The following is a 21,326-nucleotide window of genomic DNA, read 5'->3' on the forward strand; positions in this document are numbered from 1 at the left end:
CGTTCGCCCCGCAACATGTCGCGCGAGCGCAGGCGCCCCTATCGGACATCCGTCCGTCCCCGGCGATCCGAGCGCAGGTTGGAATAGAGGACGTGATTGCGCCAGCGCCCGTTGATCTGCAGGTAGCTCTGTGCGACTCCCTCGTATTTGAAACCGGATTTCTCCAGAACCCCGCGCGAGGCCGCATTCTCGGGCAGGCAGGCCGCCTCGATCCGGCTGAGGTCGAGCTTGGTGAAGGCGTAATGCACGACGGCCTCGATCGCCTCGCGCATGTAACCCTGACGCGCGTGACGCTGGCCGATCCAATAGCCCAGCGTGCCCGCCTGCGCCGGTCCGCGCCGGATATTGTCGAGCGTGATCGCCCCGAGGAACGTCTCGTCGCGGCGCGAGAACAGGAAGACGGGGACCGCGGTGCCATTCGCGATCGCGCGCGCGGCCCAGTAGACCCGGTTGGAGAAGGCCTTGCGCCCGAGATGGTCGGAGGACCAGCTCGGCTCCCACGGGGTCAGGAAGGCGCGGCTGTCCTCACGCAGGCTGGCCCACGGGCGATAATCCCCATGCTGCGGCGGACGAAGGATCATCCGATCCGTATCGATCCGCAGCTGACGACGGCGCGCGAACATCAGGCGGCGAGCCTTTCCCGCAATGCGCCCAGTTCGGGAGCATCCTTGACCGGACCGTAAAGCGCCATCGCGGTGCGACCACCGATCGCGAGCCGTTCCCCGAAATCGCGCACCGCGTCACGGGTGACGCTGTCGATCCGGGCCGAGGCCTCGTCGATCCCGGGCACCCGGCCCCAGATATAGAGGCTGCGCGCCATGCGTTCTGCGCGCGCCGAAGCGCTTTCCAGCCCCATCAGCAGACCCGCCTTGATCTGGGCGCGGGCGCGGGCGATCTCGACCTCGGTCATGTCTTCGGCCGCGCGTTTCAACTCGTCGATGGTCAGCTCGGCCAGACCGCGAATCTCGTCGCCCGACGTGCCCGCGTAGACGGTGAACATGCCGGTGTCCTCGTAGGCGCCGGCTTGCGAGAAGATCGTGTAGCACAGGCCCCGTTCTTCGCGGATCTTCTGGAACAGGCGCGAGGACATGCCCCCGCCCATCGCGACCGAATAGACTTGCGCGGTGTAGAGATCGGCGTCGCGATAGCTGGGCGCTTCGATGCCAAGCGCGAAATGCGCCTGTTCGAGCTGTTTGATCTCGCGCCGCTCGTTGCCGATCCATTTCGCCGGATAAGGCGCGGGGTTCAGCGCGGGGCGCAGATCACCGAAGATATCCTCGGCGCGTTTCACGATCTCCGCGTGATCGACATTACCGGCCGCCGAGAGGATCATCTGATCCGGGCCGTAATGCTCGGACACGAAGCCGGACAGATCGTCGCGCGCGAAGCTGCGGACCTTCTCCGCCGGGCCGAGGATGGTGCGGCCCATCGGCTGATCAGGGTAAGCTGCCTCTTGCAGCCAGTCGAAAATCACGTCGTCGGGCGTGTCGAGCGATTGGCCGATCTCTTGCAGGATCACACCGCGCTCCACCTCGATCTCACGCTGATCGAAGACCGGGTTCAGCAGGATGTCCGAAATAACGTCGAGTGCGAGCGGCACGTCTTCGGCCAGCACGCGGGCGTAATAGGCGGTCATCTCGCGCGAAGTATAGGCGTTGATATAGCCGCCCACATCCTCGATCGCTTCCGCGATCTGCAGCGCCGAGCGGGTCTTGGTGCCCTTGAACGCCATATGTTCGAGGAAATGTGCGATGCCGTTCTGCTCGGGGCGTTCGTGGCGGCCACCGGCAGTGATCCAGACGCCGATCGCGGCGGAGGCAAGGCCCGGCATCGTCTCGGTGATGATACGCAAGCCGTTCTTCAGGGTGGTCATTTCGATCATGTGCGGCGACGCTCCCGGATCAGCGCTTCAAGGTCGGCGAGGTCGTTCGGCACCCGGGTCACACGCTCCTCGCGGGTGAACAGGTCGGCCATGCGCGGCGGCAGATCGGGGCGGATGCCCGTCGCCTCTTCCACGGCATCGGGGAACTTCGCGGGATGCGCGGTCGCGAGCGTGACCATCGGCGTGGCCGGGTCACGCGCGACGGCAGCTTTGCCCACGTTCACGCCGACCGCCGAATGCGGGCAAAGCAATTCGCCGGTCTCCTTGAGCGTATCGCCGATCTCTTCCATCGTGCGCGCCTCGCCGACCGAGCCGCTGTCGTAGATATCGCGCAGCGCACCGATGGCGTTTTCGGAGACGGTGAAGGAGCCTTCGGTTTTCAGCTCGTCCATCAGCTTCTCGATCGCGGCCCCGTCCTTGCCGTAGGCCCAGAACAGTGCGCGCTCGAAGTTCGAGCTCACCTCGATATCCATCGACGGCGAGATCGAGGGCGTGACGCCCTGCTTGGTGTAATCGCCCTTCTCGAGGCAGCGATGCAGGATGTCGTTCTGGTTCGTCGCGATCACCAGACGCTCGACCGGCAAACCCATTTCCTTTGCGAGAAAGCCCGCGAAGATATCACCGAAATTGCCGGTGGGCACGGTGAAGGAGACCTTGCGATGCGGCGCGCCAAGCGCCACGGCGGAGGAGAAGAAATACACGATCTGCGCCAGCACGCGGGCGAAGTTTATCGAGTTCACGCCCGCCAGACCGACCTCGTCGCGGAAGTCGAAATCGTTGAACATGTCCTTCAGCTTGCCCTGGCAATCGTCGAAATCGCCATCGAGCGCGAGCGCGTGGACGTTGCCCTCGACGGGCGTCGTCATCTGGCGGCGCTGCACTTCGGACACCCGGCCATGCGGGAAGAGGATGAACACATCGACATTGTCGAGCCCGCGGAACGCCTCGATCGCGGCCGAGCCGGTATCGCCCGAGGTGGCGCCGACGATGGTGATCTTCTGATTGCGCTTTTGCAGTTCGATCTGGAACAGCTGTCCGATCACCTGCATCGCGAAATCCTTGAACGCGAGCGTGGGGCCGTGGAACAGCTCCAGCAGGAAATGGTTCGGCGCCAGCTGCACCATCGGCGCGCGGGCGACATGGCCGAAGCCGGAATAGGCGCGGGAAATGGCGCCGCGCAGCTCCTCGTCCGAGAAGGTCTCGGAGACGAAGGGCTTCATCACGCGGAAGGCGATTTCCTCGTAGGGCTGCCCTGCGAGCGCGGCGATCTCATCGGCGGAAAACTGCGGCACGGTCTCGGGCACGTAGAGCCCGCCGTCACGGGCAAGCCCCGTCAGCATCGCATCGCCGAAATTCAGAACCGGGGCTTTGCCCCGAGTGGAAACATAACGCATCGTCAATCCTCAGGCCTGTTGCCGCCTGATACGCCAGAGAAGAAAGATTGTCATCCCGGCCCAGACGATTGCGAGCAAAAACCAGGTGATCGCGTAGCCGAGGTGGTCGTTGGGGATGCCGGTGATCGTGACGGGGACCGGGGTTATGCCCTGCGCCGCGCCTTGGACGGTGCGGGCGACGATCAGGATCGGCTCGGTGCCGAGCTTCGCGGCCATCGCAGGCACGTCGCGGGCGAACCAGATGCCAGACTTCGCGTCGGGCTTGGGCGTGTAGCTGTCGGCTTCTTCGGGCCAGTGCAGGTTTCCGGTGACGGTCAGATCCGTTGCGGGGCGGTCGGTGCCTTTCTCGCCCTCAGGGATGAAGCCGCGATCGAGCAGGATCTTGCGGCCCTGATCGGTCTCGAAAGCGTCGATGACCCGGTAGCCCGCGCCGACGCCCTTCTGGCCCGAAAGCACGAGGATCTCCTGGCCCGTCGTGCGCCCGCTTACCGTGACGGGTTCGTATTTCAGCGGCTTGGTGTCGGTGCCTTCAGGCGGCAGCGCCTGCGGCTGGCCTTCGATCTTGGCGGAAATCTCGGCCAGCATCGCCTCTTTCCAGCCAAGGCGCTGCACCTGCCAGATGCCGAGCGAGATCAGGATCGCGCAGCCGACGACGCCCAGCAGCAGCGGAAAGATATAGCGTTTCATCAAGCCTCCAAGAAAGCGGCGCGAGGGTCGCCCCCCGCGCCGATCTGCGCATTTTGCGTGTGATGGCCGGGGGCGCTTACGCGCTGCCCCAGATATAGATCGACGCGAACAGGAAGAGCCAGACAACATCGACGAAGTGCCAGTACCAGGCGGCGGCCTCGAAACCGACATGCTCGTTCTGGGTCATCTGGCCGCGCACGATACGCAGCAGGCAGACCAGCAGGAAGATCGTCCCGATGATCACGTGCGCGCCGTGGAAGCCCGTCGCCATGAAGAAGTTGGCGCCATAGATATTGCCCGCCAAACCGAAGGCCGCGTGGCTGTATTCGTAGGCCTGCAGCACCGTGAAGGACGCGCCGAGGATCACCGTGAGGATCAGCCCCTGCTTGACCTGGCTGCGGTCGTTCTCATGGACCAGAGCGTGGTGCGCCCAGGTTAGCGTCACGCCCGAAAGCAGCAGGATTACGGTGTTGATCAGCGGCAGGTGCCATGGATCGAAGGTAACGATGCCCTCGGGCGGCCAGACGCCATCCTTGAGCGGGCTCATCGGGCCCATCGGGTACATGGCGTGCTTGAAGAAGCTCCAGAACCAGGCCGCGAAGAACATCACTTCGGACATGATGAACAGGATGAAGCCATAGCGCAGGCCGATCCGGACGACGGGCGTGTGATCGCCGGTCTCGCCTTCGTGGACTACGTCCGACCACCAGCCATACATGGTATAAAGCACCACGAGCAGGCCGCCGAAGAAGACGTAATGGGTGATGCTCTGCATCCAGAGCACCGCCCCGAAGAGCATGATGAAGCCACCAACGGCACCGAGGAAGGGCCAGATCGAGGGCGGTAGGATGTGGTAGTCGTGGTTCTTTGCGTGGGCCATGCGTCTCCCTCCGATGGCTAGTTGACCGTCTCCGTCTCCCTTTGACGGACCGAGGCGGTGTCTTCCGGCTCGGGAAGGTCGGTTTGATAGAAAGTGTAGCTCAACGTGATCGCGTGAATCCGCTTCGCATCCGCATCATCGACGATGCCGGGATCGACGAAGAAGCTCACCGGCATCTGCACCCTCTCCCCGGGTTGCAGCACCTGTTCGGTGAAGCAGAAGCACTGGATCTTGTCGAAATAGTAGCCGGCCACATCGGGCGAGACGTTGTAGCTCGCCGTGCCCGCGATGACGTGATCGGTCGGGTTGTAGGCCTCGTAGAAGGCCAGCCCGTTCTGGCCGATCTTCAGCTTCATCTCGGTCTGGACCGGCTTGAATTTCCACGGCATGCCCGGTGCCACGTTGGCGTCGAAACGCACGAGAATCTCGCGGTCGAGAACCTTGTCGGGCAGCACCTCGGCAGTGTTGGTCGTGCCGCCATATCCGGTGGTCTTGCAGAACCAGTTGTAGAACGGCACCGCAGCCCAAGCCCCTGCCCCCATCACGACGATCACCGCGAGCAGCGAGAGCAGCACGCGCGTATTCGACCGATCTGTGGGGCGCTGGGTCATTTCGAAGCGCCCTCCGCCGGCAGCACCGAGGCGCGCGGCTGGTGGTCGTAGGCTTCCATCTTCGAGCCGTTCTCGACCTTGACCACGGTCAGGCCGAAGACGATCGCGACGAACCCGAGAAGAACCGCTCCAAGCCCCACATTGCGGGTGAACCGGCGGATATGGAGGTCACTGTCCCGGGTGATTGCCATCGCTTACCAAGCTCCCAAACCGATATAGCTCAGCCCCGCTTCGGCCAGCAAAGCCGCGAAATGCGCGAAGAGGTAGATGAGCGAGAAATAGAAGAAGCGCTTTTCGACCGCGTATTTGTCGGCCTCCGCCTGCGCTTCGGTGCGGGCGTGGATTTCGATCGCGCCCTTGATGAAGAGCGCGTTCATGATCAGCGCCGTCGCGAAATAGACCGGGCCGCCGATCGAGGTGAAACCGGTGCCGACCGCGATGGGGGCGAGGATGAAGGCGTAGAACAGGATGTTCTTGCGCGTCACCACCCGACCGTGGGTCGAGGTCAGCATCGGCACTTTCGCCTCGTCGTAATCGGACTTCATGAACAGCGCGAGCGACCAGAAATGCGGCGGCGTCCAGAGGAAGACCAGCAGGAACATCGCCACGGATTCGATCGAGATGCCACCCGTCGACACGGCCCATCCGATCATCGGAGGGAAGGCGCCCGCAGCGCCGCCGATCACGATGTTCTGCGGCGTCGCGCGCTTCAGCCACATCGTGTAGACGACGACATAGAAGAAGATGGTGAAGGCAAGGAACAGGCCCGAGAAGATATTCGTGGCCAGCGCCAGCATCACGCAGGAGATGCCCGAGAGCGCCAGCCCGAAGCCCAGCGCCTCGCGCTCAGAGATGCGGCCCGCCGGGATGGGACGACCGCGAGTGCGGCGCATGATCCGGTCGATATCCGCGTCATACCACATATTCAGCGCGCCCGAGGCGCCACCGCCCAGCGCGATGAACAGGATCGCGACGAAGCCCACGAAGGGATGCACCGGATTCGGCGCCACCACGAGACCGACGAAAGCGGTGAAGACCACCAGCGACATCACGCGCGGCTTCAGAAGCGCGATGTAGTCGCCGAACCGCGCCTCGTTGTCCTGTTGGCGAATATAGCTGATGTCACTCATGAAAGCGTTCCTCGGGTGTTATCGCACGATGTATTCAGTTCTGTGCGACCCGAACCGCCCCATCCGTCTCGACCGAGGCGAAGTCATTCTTCGCACGCTCGAGCCAGTTAGCGTAAACTTCCGGTGAGACAACTTTGACCACAATGGGCATGTAAGCGTGGTTGGTGCCGCAAAGCTCCGAACACTGGCCGAAATACACACCTTCTTGATCGGCCTTAAACCACAATTGCGCGATCCGGCCCGGCACGGCGTCCTGCTTCACCGCGAAGGCCGGCACGGTCCAGCTGTGAATCACGTCCGCGCCAGTGACTTGCACGACGATCGTCTTGCCTTTCGGCACCACCATCGCGTTGTCAGCTGCCAGCAGGTATTCGTCGGGTGCATAGCCATGCTCTTCGAGGTCTTCCTTCGCGAGCAGAAGCGAATCGAACGAAATGCCCTCATCAGGGTATTCGTAGCCCCAGTACCACTGGTAACCGGTCACCTTCACGGTGATGTCGCCCTCGGGAATTTCCTGCTGGTTCCACAGCGCGGGCAACGAGAAGGCCCCGATCGCCACGAGGATCACGATCGGCACGAAGGTCCAGGTGATCTCGAGAGGCGTGTTATGGGTGAAGCTGCGCGGCGTCGGGTTGGCGCGGCTGTTGAAGCGCAGCAGCGAATAGATGATCAGGGCGAAGACCAGAACGCAGATCGCGGCGATGATGACCAAAAGCATATGGTCGAGCCATTGCTGGTCTTCCGCGAGGTTGGACGACGCTGGCTGGAACCCCGTCCCGCCCAGATGCGGCTTACCGATTACCGGCAGCCCCTTGATCATGTCCTGAGCCGAGGCCTGCCCGGCGACGAGCGTCGACAGAACAGCCGACGTGACAGCGGCCGCGATACCGCGGCCCTTGCTTGCAAAGCGCATAAGTCCCATGTCTCCCTTTTGGCGGCGTTTCTCCCTGCCGCCCGACGGCGTCCGGCTCTCCCAAACCGTTCACCGTTGCGTGTTCTCACTTTAAAATCATATTGGGAGGATGGCGCAAGCAAAAGCTGCGACATTTTGGCAATTTTGATCGCTATCCGAGGAGAGACGATGACCCAGCCCGACCGTTTCGCGCCATTCGAGGACAAGCTCGACAAGGACCGCGCCCTGCAATTGCTGCGCGAGGCGACCGCGGGGGCCGAGGATGGCGAGTTGTTTCTAGAACAGCGTCGGTCCGAGGCGCTCGTGTTCGATGACGGGCGGGTCAAGACCGCCTCTTACGACGCCTCCGAAGGATTCGGCCTGCGGGCGGTGAAGGGCGATGTCGCGGGCTATGCCCATTCGACCGAGATTTCCGAAGCCGCGCTGAAACGGGCGACCGAAACTGCGCGGCTGGCCGTGGGCGACGGCGGCGGCACGATGGCGCCCCCGCCCAAAGGCACGAACCTGCATCTATATAGTGATACCGATCCGGTCTCCGACACGCCCTTCGCGGCGAAGATCGACATACTGCGCGAGATCGACGCCTTCGCCCGCGACCTCGACCCGCGCGTCGTGCAGGTCTCGGCCTCGATGGCGGCGAGCCTGCAGGAGGTCTTCATTCTTCGGCCCGAGGGCGGGCTGGTCTCGGATATCCGCCCGATGGCGCGGATCAACATCTCGGTGATCGTGGAAGAGAACGGGCGGCGCGAGTCCGGCGGTCATGGTGGCGGCGGACGCTTCGGACTGTCGGGCCTGATCGAACCCGCGCATTGGCAACCCGTCGCGCGTGAGGCGCTGCGCATCGCGCTGGTGAACCTGCGCGCCGAGCCCGCGCCCGCCGGGGTGATGGACGTCGTGCTTGGCCCGGGCTGGCCGGGTGTGCTGTTGCACGAAGCAGTCGGGCACGGGTTGGAAGGCGACTTCAACCGCAAGAAATCTTCGGCCTTCGCCGGGCTGATGGGCCAGCAGGTCGCCGCGAAAGGGGTCACCGTGCTTGATGACGGCACGATCCCCGATCGGCGCGGTTCGATCACGATTGACGACGAGGGCACGCCCTCGGGCAAGAACGTGCTGATCGAGGACGGCGTGCTCGTAGGCTACATGCAGGACCGCCAGAACGCGCGGCTGATGGGCGTCGAGGCCACCGGCAACGGGCGGCGCGAGAGCTTCGCCCATGCCCCGATGCCGCGGATGACCAACACTTATATGCTCGGCGGCGATGCCGATCCGGGCGAGATCCTCGCCGATCTGAAGGACGGCATCTATGCGGTCGGCTTCGGCGGTGGTCAGGTCGACATCACCAATGGCAAGTTCGTCTTCAACTGCACCGAAGCCTATCGCGTGAAGAACGGTGTCGTAGGCGCACCAGTAAGAGGCGCGACCCTGATCGGCGACGGGCCGACCGCGATGCAGCATATCCGCGCCATCGGCAACGACCTCGCCCTCGACCCCGGCATCGGCAATTGCGGCAAGGCGGGGCAATGGGTACCGGTCGGCGTCGGCCAGCCGACCCTGATGATCGGCGGCCTCACGGTGGGCGGCTCGGCGGCGTAATCGTTTCCGACAGATACGGGCGGGACGGTCCATGAAGACCGCTTCGCCCGCGCGATCAGCAGCTGCAAATCGGCGACGCCGAAAATTTGCAGTCAAAACGCAGAAAATTCCTTCCAAACGCCGCGCACACCGAGTTTTGGTAACAACTTATTAAGAATAACACGGCAAGAAGGGGGGGCGATTGAGGCGGAGGGCCGGATGGAAACAGATTTGTTTTCTTACCCCACCCCCTTCACCCCACCCACCACGGAAGAAGACGAACTATCTGCTCTTCGCCTCATTCGCTCCCGACGTGTCGGGCCCACAACTTTCCACAGATTGATCGGCGAACATGGCTCCGCGACGGCAGCGCTCGCGGCCCTGCCAGAGGTCGCACGCGCGGCGGGCGTCACCGATTACACCCCTTTCCCCGAGAAACAGGCCCGCGCCGAAATCAAGGCGGGCAAGGCCGCAGGGGCGCTGCTCCTGCTTCATGGAGGGCCTGACTATCCCCCCGCGCTTGCGCAGATCGACAATGCGCCACCCGTGCTCTGGGCGCTTGGCCAGCCGGAGCTGCTCACCCGCCCGATGATCGCGCTAGTCGGTGCGCGCAACGCGTCCTCGCTGGGGCTGCGCATGGCGAAGCGGTTGAGCGAAGGTCTGGGCGAGGCGGGCATCTGCGTGGTCTCCGGGCTGGCGCGCGGGATCGATGCCGCCGCCCATGAGGCCGCCCTGCTCACCGGGACGATCGCGGTGCAGGCGGGTGGAATCGACGTGATCTACCCGCAGGAGAACACGACGCTTGCCCGACAGATCGCGGAGACCGGGCTGCGGCTGACCGAAGCCCCGCCCGGCACGCAGCCGCAGGCGCGCCACTTCCCTGCGCGCAACCGGATTATCTCGGGGCTCAGCGCCGGCGTCGTCGTGGTCGAAGCGGCCCTGAAATCCGGCAGCCTGATCACCGCGCGCGATGCGCTCGATCAGGGGCGCGAGGTAATGGCCGTCCCGGGACACCCGATGGACGGGCGCGCGGGCGGCTGCAACGCGCTGCTCCGCGACGGCGCGACATTGGTGCGCGGGCCCGAGGACGTGCTGGCCGCGCTCAATGCGCGGAGAGCGACCGTCGCCCGGACCGCACCCGAACCCAGCCCCCGGCGTTCCTCCGGAAAGCCGGCTCCGGAACCTGCCGATCTGGGCACGAAGATCCTCGAACGGCTCGGCCCCTCCCCCACCGCCGAGGATCAGGTGATCCGCGATCTCGACGTGCCGGCGGCGGCCTTTTCACAGGCTCTCACCGCGCTCGAGATCGAGGGCCGAATAGAGCGCCATCGCGGCGGGCTGATCAGCCGCCCGGTTTAAGGCCTGCGGGATTTCCTCAGCGCCAGGGTGCATTGACAATCCCCACCAAACCCCCACATGTTCCGCGCCCAGACCCTTTAGCGCTGAATAGTGAGGACCTTATGGCCGTTGTCGTCGTCGAATCCCCTGCCAAGGCCAAGACGATCAACAAGTATCTAGGGTCCGATTACACCGTTCTCGCCTCCTTCGGTCACGTCCGCGATCTGCCTCCGAAAGACGGTTCGGTCGATCCCGAGCACGATTTCGAGATGAAATGGGAAGTCGCGAGCGACTCGAAAAAGCACATCAAGGCGATCACCGACGCGCTGAAAGATGACGACACGCTGATCCTCGCAACCGACCCCGATCGCGAAGGCGAAGCCATCTCGTGGCATCTGCAGGAAGCGCTGGAGAAGAAGCTCAAGGGCAAGAACGTGTCCCGCGTCACCTTCAACGCGATCACCAAGACCGCAATCCAAGAAGCCATGAAGCATCCGCGCGATGTCGATGCCCCACTGGTGGAGGCCTATCTCGCCCGCCGCGCACTCGATTACCTCGTGGGCTTCAACCTCTCGCCGGTTCTCTGGCGCAAGCTGCCTGGCGCGAAATCGGCGGGCCGTGTCCAGTCGGTTTGCCTGCGCCTCATCGTCGAGCGCGAGATGGAGATCGAAGCCTTCAAACCGCGTGAATACTGGACGGTGAAGGTGATCCTGACGACGCCGCGCGGTCAGGAATACGAAGCGCGCCTGTCGGTTCTCGGCGGCAAGAAGCTTGAGAAATATGACCTCGAGAACGAGACCGCAGCCGAGATGGCGGTGCAGGCGATCACCTCGCGCGATCTCAGCGTGGCCTCGGTCGAGGCGAAGCCCGCCAACCGCAACCCCTACCCGCCCTTCATGACCTCGACGCTGCAGCAGGAAGCCAGCCGCAAGTTCGGTTTCGGCGCGCGCGCCACGATGTCGGCGGCGCAGCGTCTCTACGAGGCGGGGCACATTACCTATATGCGGACCGACGGCATCGACATGGCCCCCGAGGCGGTGATGCAGGCGCGCGATGCGATCAAGGACAAGTTCGGCGACAGCTACGTCCCGAAAAGCCCGCGCATGTACAAGAACAAAGCGAAGAACGCGCAGGAAGCGCACGAATGTATCCGCCCCACGGATATGTCGAAATCGCCCGACAAGCTGAAGCTCTCCGATGATCAGTGGAAGCTGTATGATCTGATCTGGAAACGCACGATCGCGTCGCAGATGGAAGCGGCCCGGTTCGAGCGGACGACCGTTCTCGTCGGCTCCGGCGACGAACAGGTGGAACTGCGCGCGACCGGCTCCGTCGTTGTGTTCGACGGCTTCCTGAAAGTCTACGATCAGGGCCGCGACGACGATGAGGGCGAGGACAGCAACCGTCTGCCGCAGATCCACGAGGGCGAAGAGGCGAAGAAGGGCGACATCACGCCCGAGCAGCACTTCACCCAACCGCCGCCGCGCTACACTGAGGCGACCTTGGTCAAGCGGATGGAAGAGCTCGGCATCGGGCGCCCCTCCACCTATGCCTCGATTGTCACGACGATTCAGGATCGCGGCTATGTCCGCAAGGACAAGAACCGCCTGATCCCGGAAGATACCGGGCGCTTGGTGACGGCCTTCCTGTCGAACTACTTCAAGCGCTACGTGGAATACGATTTCACCGCCGATCTGGAAGATCAGCTCGACGATATCTCCGCAGGCGATCGCGACTATAAGGAAGTGCTCAAGCGCTTCTGGCGTGATTTCTCGGCAGCTCTGGAAGAGACGTCGGAGCTGCGGATCTCGGAAGTGCTCGACAAGATCGACGAGGTTCTGGCGCCGCATCTCTATCCGCCGCGCCCCGACGGGTCGGACCCGCGCATCTGCCCGCTTTGCGGCAGTGGCAAGCTGCACCTGAAGACCGCGCGCTCCGGCGGGGCCTTCATCGGCTGCGGCAACTATCCCGAATGTCGTTTCACCCGGCCTCTGTCGGCGCCCGATGGCGACGATGAGGTTCAGGCACTCGACGGCAAGGTGCTGGGCTATGACGAGGAGCAGGCGATCACGCTGCGTGTCGGACGTTTCGGCCCTTACGTCCAGAAGGGCGAGCCGACCGAGGATGTGCCGAAACCCCCTCGCGCTTCGCTGCCCAAGGGTTGGAAACCCGAAGAAATCGACCTCGAAAAGGCGCTGCTGCTCTTGAGCCTGCCGCGCGAGATCGGCCCGCACCCCGAGGACGGCGAGTTGGTCGAAGCCGGGATCGGCCGCTACGGGCCCTACGTTAAGAAAGGCCGGATCTACGCGAACCTGCCGGAAGTGGACGAGGTCTTCACCATCGGCATGAACCGCGCCGTGGAAGTGATCGCCCAGAAAGCCGCCAAAGGCGGGCGCGGTGCCGCCGCGAAACCGCTTAAGGAGTTGGGCGAACACCCCGAGGGCGGCCCGATCGCGGTCATGCCGGGGCGCTACGGTCCCTACGTCAAATGGGGCAAGATCAACGCGACCCTGCCGAAAGAACTTGAACCGGAAGCCGTCACGCTTGAAGACGCGCTTCCGCTGATCGAGGCGAAGGCGGCCAAGAAGGGCGGCACGAAGAAGAAAGCCGCGCCTAAAAAAACGACCGCGAAGAAGCCTGCGGCCAAGAAACCGACCGCCAAGAAGACCGCCGCGAAGAAACCCGCGGCGAAAAAGACGGCGGCCAAGAAGACCGACGAGGAGTGAGGCGCCCGCGCCCACTTCGTCTTGACAAAAATATCCCGGGGAAGCGCGACAGCGCGGGGGCAGAGCCCCCTCCCGGCGCGCTCGCGCGCGAAGTTGACCCCAACACACCACCCTCGCCGCATCGCAGCAATTGACTCCCCTCCGCCCCGGCGTCATCTTCACGCGCATATGAGCGGAGGATATCCATGAACAAGATTTACGGTTCCGCGAAGGAGGCTCTCGACGGGCTTCTCTTCGACGGAATGCTGATCGCGGCAGGCGGCTTCGGCCTCTGCGGCATCCCTGAAATGCTGATCGACGCGCTGGTCGAGAGCAAGGTCAAGGACATCACCGTCGCGTCGAACAATTGCGGCGTGGACGGGTTCGGCCTCGGCAAGCTGCTCGACACGAAGCAGATCAAGAAGATGATGTCGTCTTACGTGGGCGAGAACGCCGAGTTCATGCGCCAGTATCTGAGCGGCGAACTCGAGCTGGAATTCAACCCGCAGGGCACTCTGGCAGAGCGCATGCGCGCCGCCGGCCACGGCATCCCCGGCTTCTACACCAAGACCGGCTACGGCACCCAGATCGCCGAAGGCAAAGAGGTGAAGGTGTTCAACGGCGAGCACTACATCCTCGAAGAGGGCATCTTCGCTGACGTCTCCATTGTGAAGGCGTGGAAAGCGGATGAGACCGGCAACGCTGTGTTCCGCAAGACGGCCCGCAACTTCAACCCACCGGCGGCGATGTGCGGCAAGGTCTGCGTGATGGAAGTCGAAGAGATCGTGCCCGTGGGCTCGCTCGACCCTGACTGCATCCACCTGCCCGGCATCTACGTGCACCGCCTGATCCAGGGGGAACATGAGAAGCGCATCGAGAAAGTCACCACCCGCGAAAAGAAGGAGGCCTGACCCATGGCATGGGATAGAAATCAGATGGCCGCCCGCGCGGCGCAGGAGCTTGAAGACGGCACCTATGTGAACCTCGGCATCGGCATCCCGACGCTGGTCCCAAACTTCATCCCCGAGGGCGTGCACGTCACGCTGCAATCGGAGAACGGCATGCTGGGCATGGGCCCCTTCCCCTATGAGGGCGAAGAGGATCCCGACCTGATCAACGCTGGCAAGCAGACGATCACCGAACTGCCCAACACGGTCTATTTCGACAGCGCGATGAGCTTTGGGATGATCCGTGGCGGCAAGATCGCGATGGCGATCCTCGGCGCGATGGAAGTGGCCGAGAATGGCGATCTGGCGAACTGGATGATCCCCGGCAAGCTGGTGAAGGGCATGGGCGGCGCGATGGACCTCGTGGCGGGCGTGAAGCGAGTCATCGTCGTGATGGATCACACCAACAAGCATGGCGACAGCAAACTGCTGAAGGAATGCACCCTGCCGCTGACCGGCACCGGCGTCGTCAACCGCATCATCACCAATCTCGGTGTCCTCGATGTCGTCGAGGGCGGGCTGAAGATCGTCGAATGCGCCGAGGGCGTCACCGAGGACGAGATCCGCGAAGCGACCGAGGCGACGATCGTCAACTGATCGCCTCCATAGGCTTGTTACGGAAAGAGCGGCCTTCAGGGGCCGCTCTTTGCCATTTGGGTGACCCGGAAAACGCAACCGTCGCTCACCAGCTGCGGGCGCGTCGCACAGAGCCCCCGCGCCACGTTCCACGCCGCCAGCACCTTGGGCACGTAGTCGCGCGTCTCCGCATAGGGCGGCACGCCGTCATTGCGCTTCACCGCGTTCTCGCCCGCGTTGTAGGCGGCGATGACCATCAGCGGATCGCGGTCGAATTCCTTCATCAGCCAGTCGAGATAGCTCACCCCGCCCGCGATGTTCTGCGCCGGGTCCTTGCTGTCTTCGACGTCGAACCGCTCTGCGGTCGCTGGGATCAGCTGCATCAGCCCCACGGCCCCTGCATGGCTTTGCGCGTCATGCCGCCCGCCCGATTCCACCGCGATCATCGCCAGCACCAGCGCTGGCGAGACCTCGGTCCCGATGGTCGAACGCAGGATATCGGTGCCATGCGCCCGTGCAATCTTCGCCAGATCGTTGAGCCGCGGCTCGCGCACCCGCGTACCTTTCGGCCCTTGCGACAGAGCGGAAATCGCCTGATCGAACCGCCCCGCTCGCTCGCCCAGACGCGGCGAGACCTTGTTCCAATACCACGCGTAATGCGCCGGCACGCGCGGCGTCGGCGTAGAGGCCGGAGCATCGCCCGTCGCGCTGTCGTCCGCGGGAGGCGCCGTTTCCGGCTCCCAGGGCTGCTTCGCCATCGCGGCAAGCTGGCGCTTCTGTTCCTCGGGATCGATCTGGATGGTTATGAAGCGCTTGGTGCCGGGCGCGGGTGGTTTGACCGTCTTGGGCTTCACGCTCTTGAAGAGGGGGGCTGCGGGCTCGGCCCCCACGGGCGCGACCACGGCCACCATCGCACTGCAGAGAATCCCTGCTAAAACCTTGCGCATCTGCGCCACCTGCTCACTGCCTCGCGCGGCTCTCGAGGGCCGCTTTGGCCCGACTATCCCTGAAAACCTGGAAAAATTCCAGAAAATCCGCCCCTTTGAGTCCCGCGAATCGCGGTGTGATGACCGGAATCCTGACGCAAAATGCAAATGTTCCAAAAAATTTTGATTTTTATTTCCTTATTTCACAATGGGTTAGATTGCGCGTCAGCCTGAATTTCCATTTTCGCGAAATCGCCTGCGATGCGCCCAAATCGCGCCACGTTCCGGGGGCCATATGTCCCCATACCGCGAGACGGAAACCGGCACGGACGCCAACCGGGACCGCGGGGCAGAGACAAAACCTTAGGAGAGACACCATGATGAAATTCTTCAAACTCAAGAAGTTCCACGACGAAGAAGACGGCGCTGTAACCGTTGACTGGGTTGTGCTGACCGCTGCCGTCGTCGGCCTCGGCGCCGCCGCGCTGGCCCTGGTCCGCACCCAAACCGCTGGCCTGTCGGATCGTATCGCGACTTACCTGAACGGCGCGACGGTTTCCGACTCCTTCACTGCAGACGAAATCACCGCTGGCGCGACGAAGTAAAAGAGCTTGTTCTGAACACTATGTTAAGCCGCTCGAGAGAGCGGCTTAACATCTTAAAGCAAGCCTATTCGGCAAGGCGCTCCACCTTCTCTCGTTTCGGAGCCTTGCTTCGCGTCGCCCTCAGGCGATCCCCAGAAGAAAACGAGGATGCTTCATGTTCCGGAAAGAAATATTCGACATACTTGAAGCGGAAGATGGCGCTGTCACTGTCGACTGGGTTGTTCTCACCGCCTCGGTCGTTTCGCTCGGATTTATCGCAGCATCTTTCATCTGGAATGAAACTGGCGGAGCCTCGCGCAAAATTGCGAACTACATCAGAACGCAAGAGCTTGCCACGACATTCACAGACAGCGAGTTGGGCAAATAGAACCAGCTTTCAATCTTGGGCCCGACCCACGCCAACGTTTCGCCATCTTTGCCTGCAACAAAGCGACTCTCGCCGTAGCGTTGTCGTCGAAATGAAAACAGAAGGATGCTCCAATGCGACTGATCTTCGTTCTCTTCCTTGTTGCTGGCGTCGGCCTCGCAGGCGTGGCGGTCATGATGGCGCAAGGTCAAATCGCGCAGTTCCAAGCCGAACGGGACCAGTTGGTCGCTATGCAGAAGGATGCACCGAAGCTCGCCGATGTCGTCGTTGTGCGGAAAGAGCTGAAATACGGTGAGCATTTTGGCCCCAAAGACCTCGCCACCATCAAGATGCAAGCCAACGCGGTGCCGAAAAACGCCTTTACTGTGATCACTGCGAAGCAAGGCACTCCAGAAGCCGCACATGCAGCGTTCTTGGAGGGCGAAACCCGTGATCGGGCGTCGATGCGCGCGCTTACTCCCGGAGAAATGCTGCTCGCCTCGCGTGTCACCCAACCAGGCGAGAACGCGGGCATCATGGCGAGCCTCCCGGACGGTCGTCGCGCGTTCACAATCCAAGTTTCGTCGACTTCTGCAGTTTCGGGCTTCCTGCGTCCGGGAGATTTTGTTGATGTCTACTGGTCCGGCTCAATCAACGGCGAACCCGTCACGAAGCTGATCGACAGCAACCTGAAACTGATCGCGATCGACCAGAGCACCGATCCCGACCGCACCAGTGCGACCCAGATCGCGCGCTCGGTCACGGCAGAAGTCAGCCCCGAGCAGGTCGCGGCCCTGACGCTCGCACAGAACACCGGTCGCCTGACCCTTTCGCTCGTCGGCTTGGAGAACAGCGCGCAACTCGGCCAGATCGAAATCAACCGCGATGAGCTGCTTGGCATCAAGAGAGAAGAAGTCAAACAGGTCGAAAAAGCGCAGGTTTGCACGATCAAGACCCGCAAGGGCACGGAAGTCATCGAGACGCCGATCCCCTGCACGAATTAAATAAATGACAAATATCAGTCGCTTGCGCGGGGCTCTACGGGGCCCCGCTTTCATATGTGACACGTTTTCCACATCAAGAACGACGCTCAATCCATTGATTCTTGCAAAAAAACAGGTCTTGCCGCATTCTTTCCCGCAATAATGGACCATAACAGTCCCTAAGCAGGCAGAAGATTTGCGAGTGGCGTGATCGGAGAGGCAGGGTCACAGATGAAATTTAGAACTTTGATGCAGGCCTGCCTTTGTGGCATGGCGTTGAGCATCGCGGCGATGGGCCCGGTGCAGGCAGACACGTTGCGGATCATGTCCGGCGCCACTCAAGCGCCGCTGACCGTTCCGCTCAACCGTGCGGTGGTCGTGGAAAGCGACACGCCGTTCTCGGAACTCTCGATCGCCAACCCTGGCATCGCGGACATCCAGACCCTTTCGGACCGCTCGATCTATGTGCTCGGCAAGGTTCCGGGCCGGACGACGCTGACGATCCTCGGCGCTGACGGCAAGCTGATCTCCAATGTCGACGTTCAGGTGACCCCGGACCTCGCGGAGTTCAAGGAACGCCTCAAGCAGATCCTGCCCGGCGAAAACATCCAGGTCCGCACCGCGAATGACGGTATCGTGCTGTCGGGCACTGTTTCCTCGGCACAGAAACTCAGCCGCGCGTTGGAACTGGCCAATCGCTACGCGCCCGACCGGGTGTCGAACCTGATGATGGTGGGCGGTACGCAGCAGGTGATGCTGAAAGTGCGCTTCGCAGAGATGCAGCGCTCGGTCGCGAAAAGCCTCAGCTCCTCGATCAATGCCAGCCTCGGTCCGAACGGAGGCTTGGGCGCGGGGGCTGGCTTCGGAGGCACCACAACGACTGCCTCGAACGCTGCCTCGCAGAGCTACGAGAACGGGATCGGCATCGGCCTGACCCGAGGGACCTTCCAGCTGGGCGTTCTCATCCAGGCGCTTGAGAACAAAGGCGTCGTTCGTACCCTCGCCGAACCGAACCTGACGGCGCTTTCCGGCCAGTCCGCAGACTTCCTCGCCGGTGGCGAATACCCGATCCCGGTGCTCAACAACGGTGACGTCTCGATCCAGTACAAGCCCTTCGGCGTCGAGATGTCCTTCACCCCGCGCGTCGTCGATGGTGACGTTATCAACCTCGAAATCGCCGCCTCTGTCTCCTCGATCGACACGGCGAACGGTTACACGAGCGGGACCTTCAACGTCAGCGCCTTCAAGAAGCGCTCGACCTCGACCACCGTCGAGATGCGTGATGGCGAGAGTTTCGCGATCGCGGGCCTGCTGCAGGACGACTTCAACGATTCCGTGGGGCAGATCCCGTGGCTCGGCGATGTGCCGGTGCTCGGCGCGCTGTTCCGTTCGACCGAGTTCGAACGCAAGCAGTCCGAACTGGTGATCATCGTCACGCCGCATCTGGTCTCGCCCGTGAAGGGCGACACGCTGGTGCTGCCTACGGATCGCCTGAAGCCGCCAACCGAGTCCGAGCTGTTCCTCAACGGCAGAACCTCGGGCGGTCGAGCACCGCAGAAGGGTCCTGCCGCGGAAGTCGCCAAGCAGGACTTCTCCGGGTCCTATGGCTATGTGATGGAGTGAGCGAGATGGCTGGGAACATGAAACTGCGCACCCTCGCGATCACCGTCGGAACCGTGGCTCTGCTGGCGGGCTGTTCCGAAGGCACCAAGGTCTTCAACTCCGAGGTCGGCTCGACCACGGAAGGCTCCCTCGGATTCGGCTCCGCGATCGCGCAGAACCAGGCGATGATGAGCGGCAATCAAAGCTACGTCATCAACATGACGCGCAAATTCGCCGCCGACGTGCCGAACACGGTGCATTTCGCCTTCAACTCCTCGGTGCTCGATGCGCAGGCGCGCAATGCGCTGCTGATGCAGGCGAACTGGATCCGGCAGAACCCGGAAGTACGCTTCCGGGTCTATGGGCATACCGACCTCGTAGGCTCCGACGCCTATAACAAGGCCTTGGGGATGCGGCGCGCCCGCGCGGTGGTGAATTTCCTCGTGTCGCAAGGCATCTCCCGCGCGCGGCTGGAGGCGGTCGTTTCCTTCGGCGAAACGCATCCGCTTGTCTACACGCAGGCTCCGAACGCGCAGAATCGCCGCACCGTCACCGAGGTCTCCGGCTTCGTGACCAAGGGCCGGCCTATGCTGCTCGACGGAAAATACGCGGCGGTAATCTATCGCGACTATATCGCCTCGGCGACAGCCGGCGGCGGCAACAACAATAGCGGCGGCAACTAAGCCACTGAATTCGCTAACCTTGTCGCAACATTTCGGCAAATGAGACCCATAGACGGCGGGCGCTTTCAACAAAGCCCGCCGTTTTTCTTTATCGTCTCTCAATATCCCACAATTGAAACAGTCTGGCCCCAATGTCGCCCAGATTAGAAACGAGATTGAGCCTCGACGGAATAGGCGCGTCCAGCGAGTCGCGTCCGGTCCGCGGCGTATGAACAGAGTTAACCGAACCGCGCCACGGGTCACGAAAAAGAGGACAGAGGCAATGACTGCAGCAGCTATCATGACTTCGGAGCCGGCCCCGATCCAGGCGTGCACCGTGTCCCGCGATGTGTCGAATTTCGATCTGCTGATCGAGGATATGGAAACCGAGCTCGGCGAAAGCTGGGGCGATCTGACCTTCGATGAAGCGGTCATCTTCCTCGGCCAGCCCGACGCGGAACAGCTCGAGTTCATCGCGATCGCCGTCAATGGCGAAGACGAGGACGAGCTGACCAAGATTTCCGGCATCATCACCGAGGCGAAGGACCGCAACATCCGCGTCATCCTGATCGCCGATGAGGTCAGCCCGATCGCGCTGCATCAACTGTTGCGGCTCGGCGCGGATGATTTCGTCCCCTACCCGCTTCCCGAAGGCGCGCTGCACGACGCGATCGAGCGTCTTGGCCAAGCCGCCCCGCCGGTCGAAGCCGCGCCCCCCGTCCACGCGCCGACCTTTGCGGCGACCGGCAACCACGATGGTGTCGTCCTCCCGGTTCACGGCCTGTCCGGTGGCGTCGGTGCAAGCACCTTCGCGGTGAACCTCGCCTGGGAAATGGCGACGATCCACGACGGTAAAAAGAAGAAGAAAGCCCCGTCGACCTCGCCGAAAGTCTGCCTGCTCGACCTCGACCTGCAATTCGGCGCCGCCGCGACCTATCTCGACCTGCCGCGCCGCGAGATGATCTACGAAATGCTCGCCGATACCGAGCATATGGACAAAGAGACCTTCCGACAGGCGATGCTCAGCTTCAACGACAAGCTCGACGTGCTGACCGCGCCGACCGACATGCTGCCGCTGGACCTTCTGAGCGGCGACGATCTGGAGCGCCTGATCGACATGGCGCGGGCACATTACGATTTCGTCGTGATCGACATGCCCTCGACCGTGGTCAGCTGGACCGAGACGGTGCTGAACAAGGCCCATCTCTACTTCGCGCTGATCGAGCTGGACATGCGCTCGGCCCAGAACGTGCTGCGGATGCAGCGGGCGCTGAAGTCCGAGGGGCTGCCGACCGAGAAGCTGCGTTACGTGCTCAATCGCGCGCCGAAATTCACCGATCTCAACGGCAAGGCCCGCGTGAAGCGACTGGCCGAGAGCCTCGATATCTCGCTCGAGCTGCTGATGAGCGATGGCGGCAAGCAGATCACTCAGGCCAACGATCACGGGCTGCCACTGGCGCTCTCGGCACCGAAAGTGCCGCTACGCAAGGAATTCCAGAAGCTCGCCGGCTCGCTGGTGGAGCTGAACGAAGCCGTCGAAGCAGCCGCCTGACCCGAAAGGACACGT

21 protein-coding genes are annotated in these 21,326 nt (G+C 62.8%); 11 read left to right on the forward strand and 10 right to left on the reverse strand.

Annotated elements, in window-relative coordinates; genetic code table 11:
• Nucleotides 1-38: 38 nt before the first annotated feature.
• From B6V75_RS16175 to coxB, 9 genes are all read right to left on the reverse strand, one after another.
• Nucleotides 39-623 (reverse strand): GNAT family protein, encoded by a 585-nt coding sequence (locus tag B6V75_RS16175; RefSeq protein ID WP_075775914.1) that lies wholly within the window; start codon nt 621-623, stop codon nt 39-41.
• Nucleotides 623-1,882, reverse strand: a complete 1,260-nt coding sequence (locus B6V75_RS16180) for a pitrilysin family protein (RefSeq protein WP_088720358.1) — start codon at nt 1,880-1,882, stop codon at nt 623-625. Before B6V75_RS16180 ends, B6V75_RS16175 begins: the two co-directional genes overlap by 1 nt.
• Complete coding sequence (gene thrC, locus B6V75_RS16185) at nt 1,879-3,276, reverse strand: threonine synthase (protein ID WP_088720359.1); 1,398 nt, start codon at nt 3,274-3,276, stop codon at nt 1,879-1,881. Before thrC ends, B6V75_RS16180 begins: the two co-directional genes overlap by 4 nt.
• Nucleotides 3,277-3,285: 9 nt before the next feature.
• Nucleotides 3,286-3,966 (reverse strand): SURF1 family protein, encoded by a 681-nt coding sequence (locus B6V75_RS16190; RefSeq protein WP_168174496.1) that lies wholly within the window; start codon nt 3,964-3,966, stop codon nt 3,286-3,288.
• Between the two features lie 73 nt (nt 3,967-4,039).
• Nucleotides 4,040-4,843, reverse strand: coding sequence for a cytochrome c oxidase subunit 3 (locus tag B6V75_RS16195; protein ID WP_088720361.1), 804 nt, complete (start codon nt 4,841-4,843; stop codon nt 4,040-4,042).
• Between the two features lie 17 nt (nt 4,844-4,860).
• On the reverse strand, nt 4,861-5,454 hold the full coding sequence (locus tag B6V75_RS16200) for a cytochrome c oxidase assembly protein (RefSeq protein WP_075775909.1): 594 nt from the start codon (nt 5,452-5,454) through the stop codon (nt 4,861-4,863).
• Nucleotides 5,451-5,645, reverse strand: coding sequence for a hypothetical protein (locus B6V75_RS16205; protein WP_075775908.1), 195 nt, complete (start codon nt 5,643-5,645; stop codon nt 5,451-5,453). Before B6V75_RS16205 ends, B6V75_RS16200 begins: the two co-directional genes overlap by 4 nt.
• A 3-nt stretch (nt 5,646-5,648) precedes the next feature.
• The gene (cyoE, locus tag B6V75_RS16210; RefSeq protein WP_088720362.1) at nt 5,649-6,584 is read right to left on the reverse strand and encodes a heme o synthase; all 936 of its coding nucleotides are present in this window, start codon (nt 6,582-6,584) and stop codon (nt 5,649-5,651) included.
• 34 nt (nt 6,585-6,618) lie between these two features.
• Entirely contained in the window at nt 6,619-7,404 is a 786-nt protein-coding gene (gene coxB / locus B6V75_RS16215) for a cytochrome c oxidase subunit II (protein WP_233243109.1), read from the reverse strand.
• 261 nt (nt 7,405-7,665) lie between these two features.
• Between coxB and tldD the strand changes: the two genes are divergently transcribed.
• From tldD to B6V75_RS16240, 5 genes are all read left to right on the forward strand, one after another.
• Nucleotides 7,666-9,090, forward strand: a complete 1,425-nt coding sequence (gene tldD / locus B6V75_RS16220; RefSeq protein WP_075775905.1) for a metalloprotease TldD — start codon at nt 7,666-7,668, stop codon at nt 9,088-9,090.
• Nucleotides 9,091-9,288: 198 nt separating this feature from the next.
• Nucleotides 9,289-10,428 (forward strand): DNA-processing protein DprA, encoded by a 1,140-nt coding sequence (gene dprA, locus B6V75_RS16225; protein WP_088720364.1) that lies wholly within the window; start codon nt 9,289-9,291, stop codon nt 10,426-10,428.
• Nucleotides 10,429-10,529: 101 nt separating this feature from the next.
• The gene (topA, locus tag B6V75_RS16230) at nt 10,530-13,133 is read left to right on the forward strand and encodes a type I DNA topoisomerase (protein WP_088720365.1); all 2,604 of its coding nucleotides are present in this window, start codon (nt 10,530-10,532) and stop codon (nt 13,131-13,133) included.
• A 185-nt stretch (nt 13,134-13,318) separates the two neighbouring features.
• On the forward strand, nt 13,319-14,023 hold the full coding sequence (locus tag B6V75_RS16235; protein WP_088720366.1) for a CoA transferase subunit A: 705 nt from the start codon (nt 13,319-13,321) through the stop codon (nt 14,021-14,023).
• Between the two features lie 3 nt (nt 14,024-14,026).
• On the forward strand, nt 14,027-14,656 hold the full coding sequence (locus B6V75_RS16240) for a CoA transferase subunit B (RefSeq protein ID WP_075775901.1): 630 nt from the start codon (nt 14,027-14,029) through the stop codon (nt 14,654-14,656).
• Nucleotides 14,657-14,691: 35 nt separating this feature from the next.
• On the opposite strand, the gene B6V75_RS16245 is transcribed toward B6V75_RS16240, so the two are convergent.
• Entirely contained in the window at nt 14,692-15,582 is an 891-nt protein-coding gene (locus tag B6V75_RS16245) for a lytic transglycosylase domain-containing protein (RefSeq protein WP_240496985.1), read from the reverse strand.
• A gap of 356 nt (nt 15,583-15,938) precedes the next feature.
• Between B6V75_RS16245 and B6V75_RS16250 the strand changes: the two genes are divergently transcribed.
• The 6 genes from B6V75_RS16250 (at nt 15,939) to B6V75_RS16275 (ending at nt 21,311) form a co-directional block, all read left to right on the forward strand.
• Nucleotides 15,939-16,166, forward strand: a complete 228-nt coding sequence (locus B6V75_RS16250) for a hypothetical protein (RefSeq protein ID WP_168174497.1) — start codon at nt 15,939-15,941, stop codon at nt 16,164-16,166.
• Nucleotides 16,167-16,320: 154 nt separating this feature from the next.
• Entirely contained in the window at nt 16,321-16,533 is a 213-nt protein-coding gene (locus tag B6V75_RS16255) for a hypothetical protein (RefSeq protein ID WP_088720368.1), read from the forward strand.
• A gap of 113 nt (nt 16,534-16,646) precedes the next feature.
• Nucleotides 16,647-17,516, forward strand: coding sequence for a Flp pilus assembly protein CpaB (gene cpaB / locus B6V75_RS16260; protein WP_088720369.1), 870 nt, complete (start codon nt 16,647-16,649; stop codon nt 17,514-17,516).
• A gap of 210 nt (nt 17,517-17,726) precedes the next feature.
• The gene (locus tag B6V75_RS16265; protein WP_088720370.1) at nt 17,727-19,118 is read left to right on the forward strand and encodes a type II and III secretion system protein family protein; all 1,392 of its coding nucleotides are present in this window, start codon (nt 17,727-17,729) and stop codon (nt 19,116-19,118) included.
• Between the two features lie 17 nt (nt 19,119-19,135).
• Nucleotides 19,136-19,780, forward strand: coding sequence for an OmpA family protein (locus B6V75_RS16270; protein WP_240496986.1), 645 nt, complete (start codon nt 19,136-19,138; stop codon nt 19,778-19,780).
• 262 nt (nt 19,781-20,042) lie between these two features.
• Nucleotides 20,043-21,311 carry an AAA family ATPase gene (locus B6V75_RS16275; protein ID WP_088720372.1) on the forward strand — a complete coding sequence of 423 codons (1,269 nt, stop codon included), beginning with the start codon at nt 20,043-20,045 and terminating at the stop codon, nt 21,309-21,311.
• Nucleotides 21,312-21,326: the final 15 nt, after the last annotated feature.

The organism is Thioclava sp. F1Mire-8 (genome assembly GCF_002213165.1).
Classification (GTDB): Bacteria; Pseudomonadota; Alphaproteobacteria; order Rhodobacterales; family Rhodobacteraceae; genus Thioclava; species Thioclava nitratireducens.

What these genes read in the sequence shown, in the direction of transcription:
- B6V75_RS16175 (WP_075775914.1), bottom strand. Translation starts at nt 623, where the DNA reads ATGTTCGCGCGCCGTCGTCAGCTGCGGATCGATACGGATCGGATGATC.
- B6V75_RS16180 (WP_088720358.1), bottom strand. Translation starts at nt 1,882, where the DNA reads ATGATCGAAATGACCACCCTGAAGAACGGCTTGCGTATCATCACCGAG.
- thrC (WP_088720359.1), bottom strand. Translation starts at nt 3,276, where the DNA reads ATGCGTTATGTTTCCACTCGGGGCAAAGCCCCGGTTCTGAATTTCGGC.
- B6V75_RS16195 (WP_088720361.1), bottom strand. Translation starts at nt 4,843, where the DNA reads ATGGCCCACGCAAAGAACCACGACTACCACATCCTACCGCCCTCGATC.
- B6V75_RS16200 (WP_075775909.1), bottom strand. Translation starts at nt 5,454, where the DNA reads ATGACCCAGCGCCCCACAGATCGGTCGAATACGCGCGTGCTGCTCTCG.
- B6V75_RS16205 (WP_075775908.1), bottom strand. Translation starts at nt 5,645, where the DNA reads ATGGCAATCACCCGGGACAGTGACCTCCATATCCGCCGGTTCACCCGC.
- cyoE (WP_088720362.1), bottom strand. Translation starts at nt 6,584, where the DNA reads ATGAGTGACATCAGCTATATTCGCCAACAGGACAACGAGGCGCGGTTC.
- coxB (WP_233243109.1), bottom strand. Translation starts at nt 7,404, where the DNA reads ATGATCAAGGGGCTGCCGGTAATCGGTAAGCCGCATCTGGGCGGGACG.
- tldD (WP_075775905.1), top strand. Translation starts at nt 7,666, where the DNA reads ATGACCCAGCCCGACCGTTTCGCGCCATTCGAGGACAAGCTCGACAAG.
- dprA (WP_088720364.1), top strand. Translation starts at nt 9,289, where the DNA reads ATGGAAACAGATTTGTTTTCTTACCCCACCCCCTTCACCCCACCCACC.
- topA (WP_088720365.1), top strand. Translation starts at nt 10,530, where the DNA reads ATGGCCGTTGTCGTCGTCGAATCCCCTGCCAAGGCCAAGACGATCAAC.
- B6V75_RS16235 (WP_088720366.1), top strand. Translation starts at nt 13,319, where the DNA reads ATGAACAAGATTTACGGTTCCGCGAAGGAGGCTCTCGACGGGCTTCTC.
- B6V75_RS16240 (WP_075775901.1), top strand. Translation starts at nt 14,027, where the DNA reads ATGGCATGGGATAGAAATCAGATGGCCGCCCGCGCGGCGCAGGAGCTT.
- B6V75_RS16245 (WP_240496985.1), bottom strand. Translation starts at nt 15,582, where the DNA reads ATGCGCAAGGTTTTAGCAGGGATTCTCTGCAGTGCGATGGTGGCCGTG.
- B6V75_RS16250 (WP_168174497.1), top strand. Translation starts at nt 15,939, where the DNA reads ATGATGAAATTCTTCAAACTCAAGAAGTTCCACGACGAAGAAGACGGC.
- B6V75_RS16255 (WP_088720368.1), top strand. Translation starts at nt 16,321, where the DNA reads ATGTTCCGGAAAGAAATATTCGACATACTTGAAGCGGAAGATGGCGCT.
- cpaB (WP_088720369.1), top strand. Translation starts at nt 16,647, where the DNA reads ATGCGACTGATCTTCGTTCTCTTCCTTGTTGCTGGCGTCGGCCTCGCA.
- B6V75_RS16265 (WP_088720370.1), top strand. Translation starts at nt 17,727, where the DNA reads ATGAAATTTAGAACTTTGATGCAGGCCTGCCTTTGTGGCATGGCGTTG.
- B6V75_RS16270 (WP_240496986.1), top strand. Translation starts at nt 19,136, where the DNA reads ATGAAACTGCGCACCCTCGCGATCACCGTCGGAACCGTGGCTCTGCTG.
- B6V75_RS16275 (WP_088720372.1), top strand. Translation starts at nt 20,043, where the DNA reads ATGACTGCAGCAGCTATCATGACTTCGGAGCCGGCCCCGATCCAGGCG.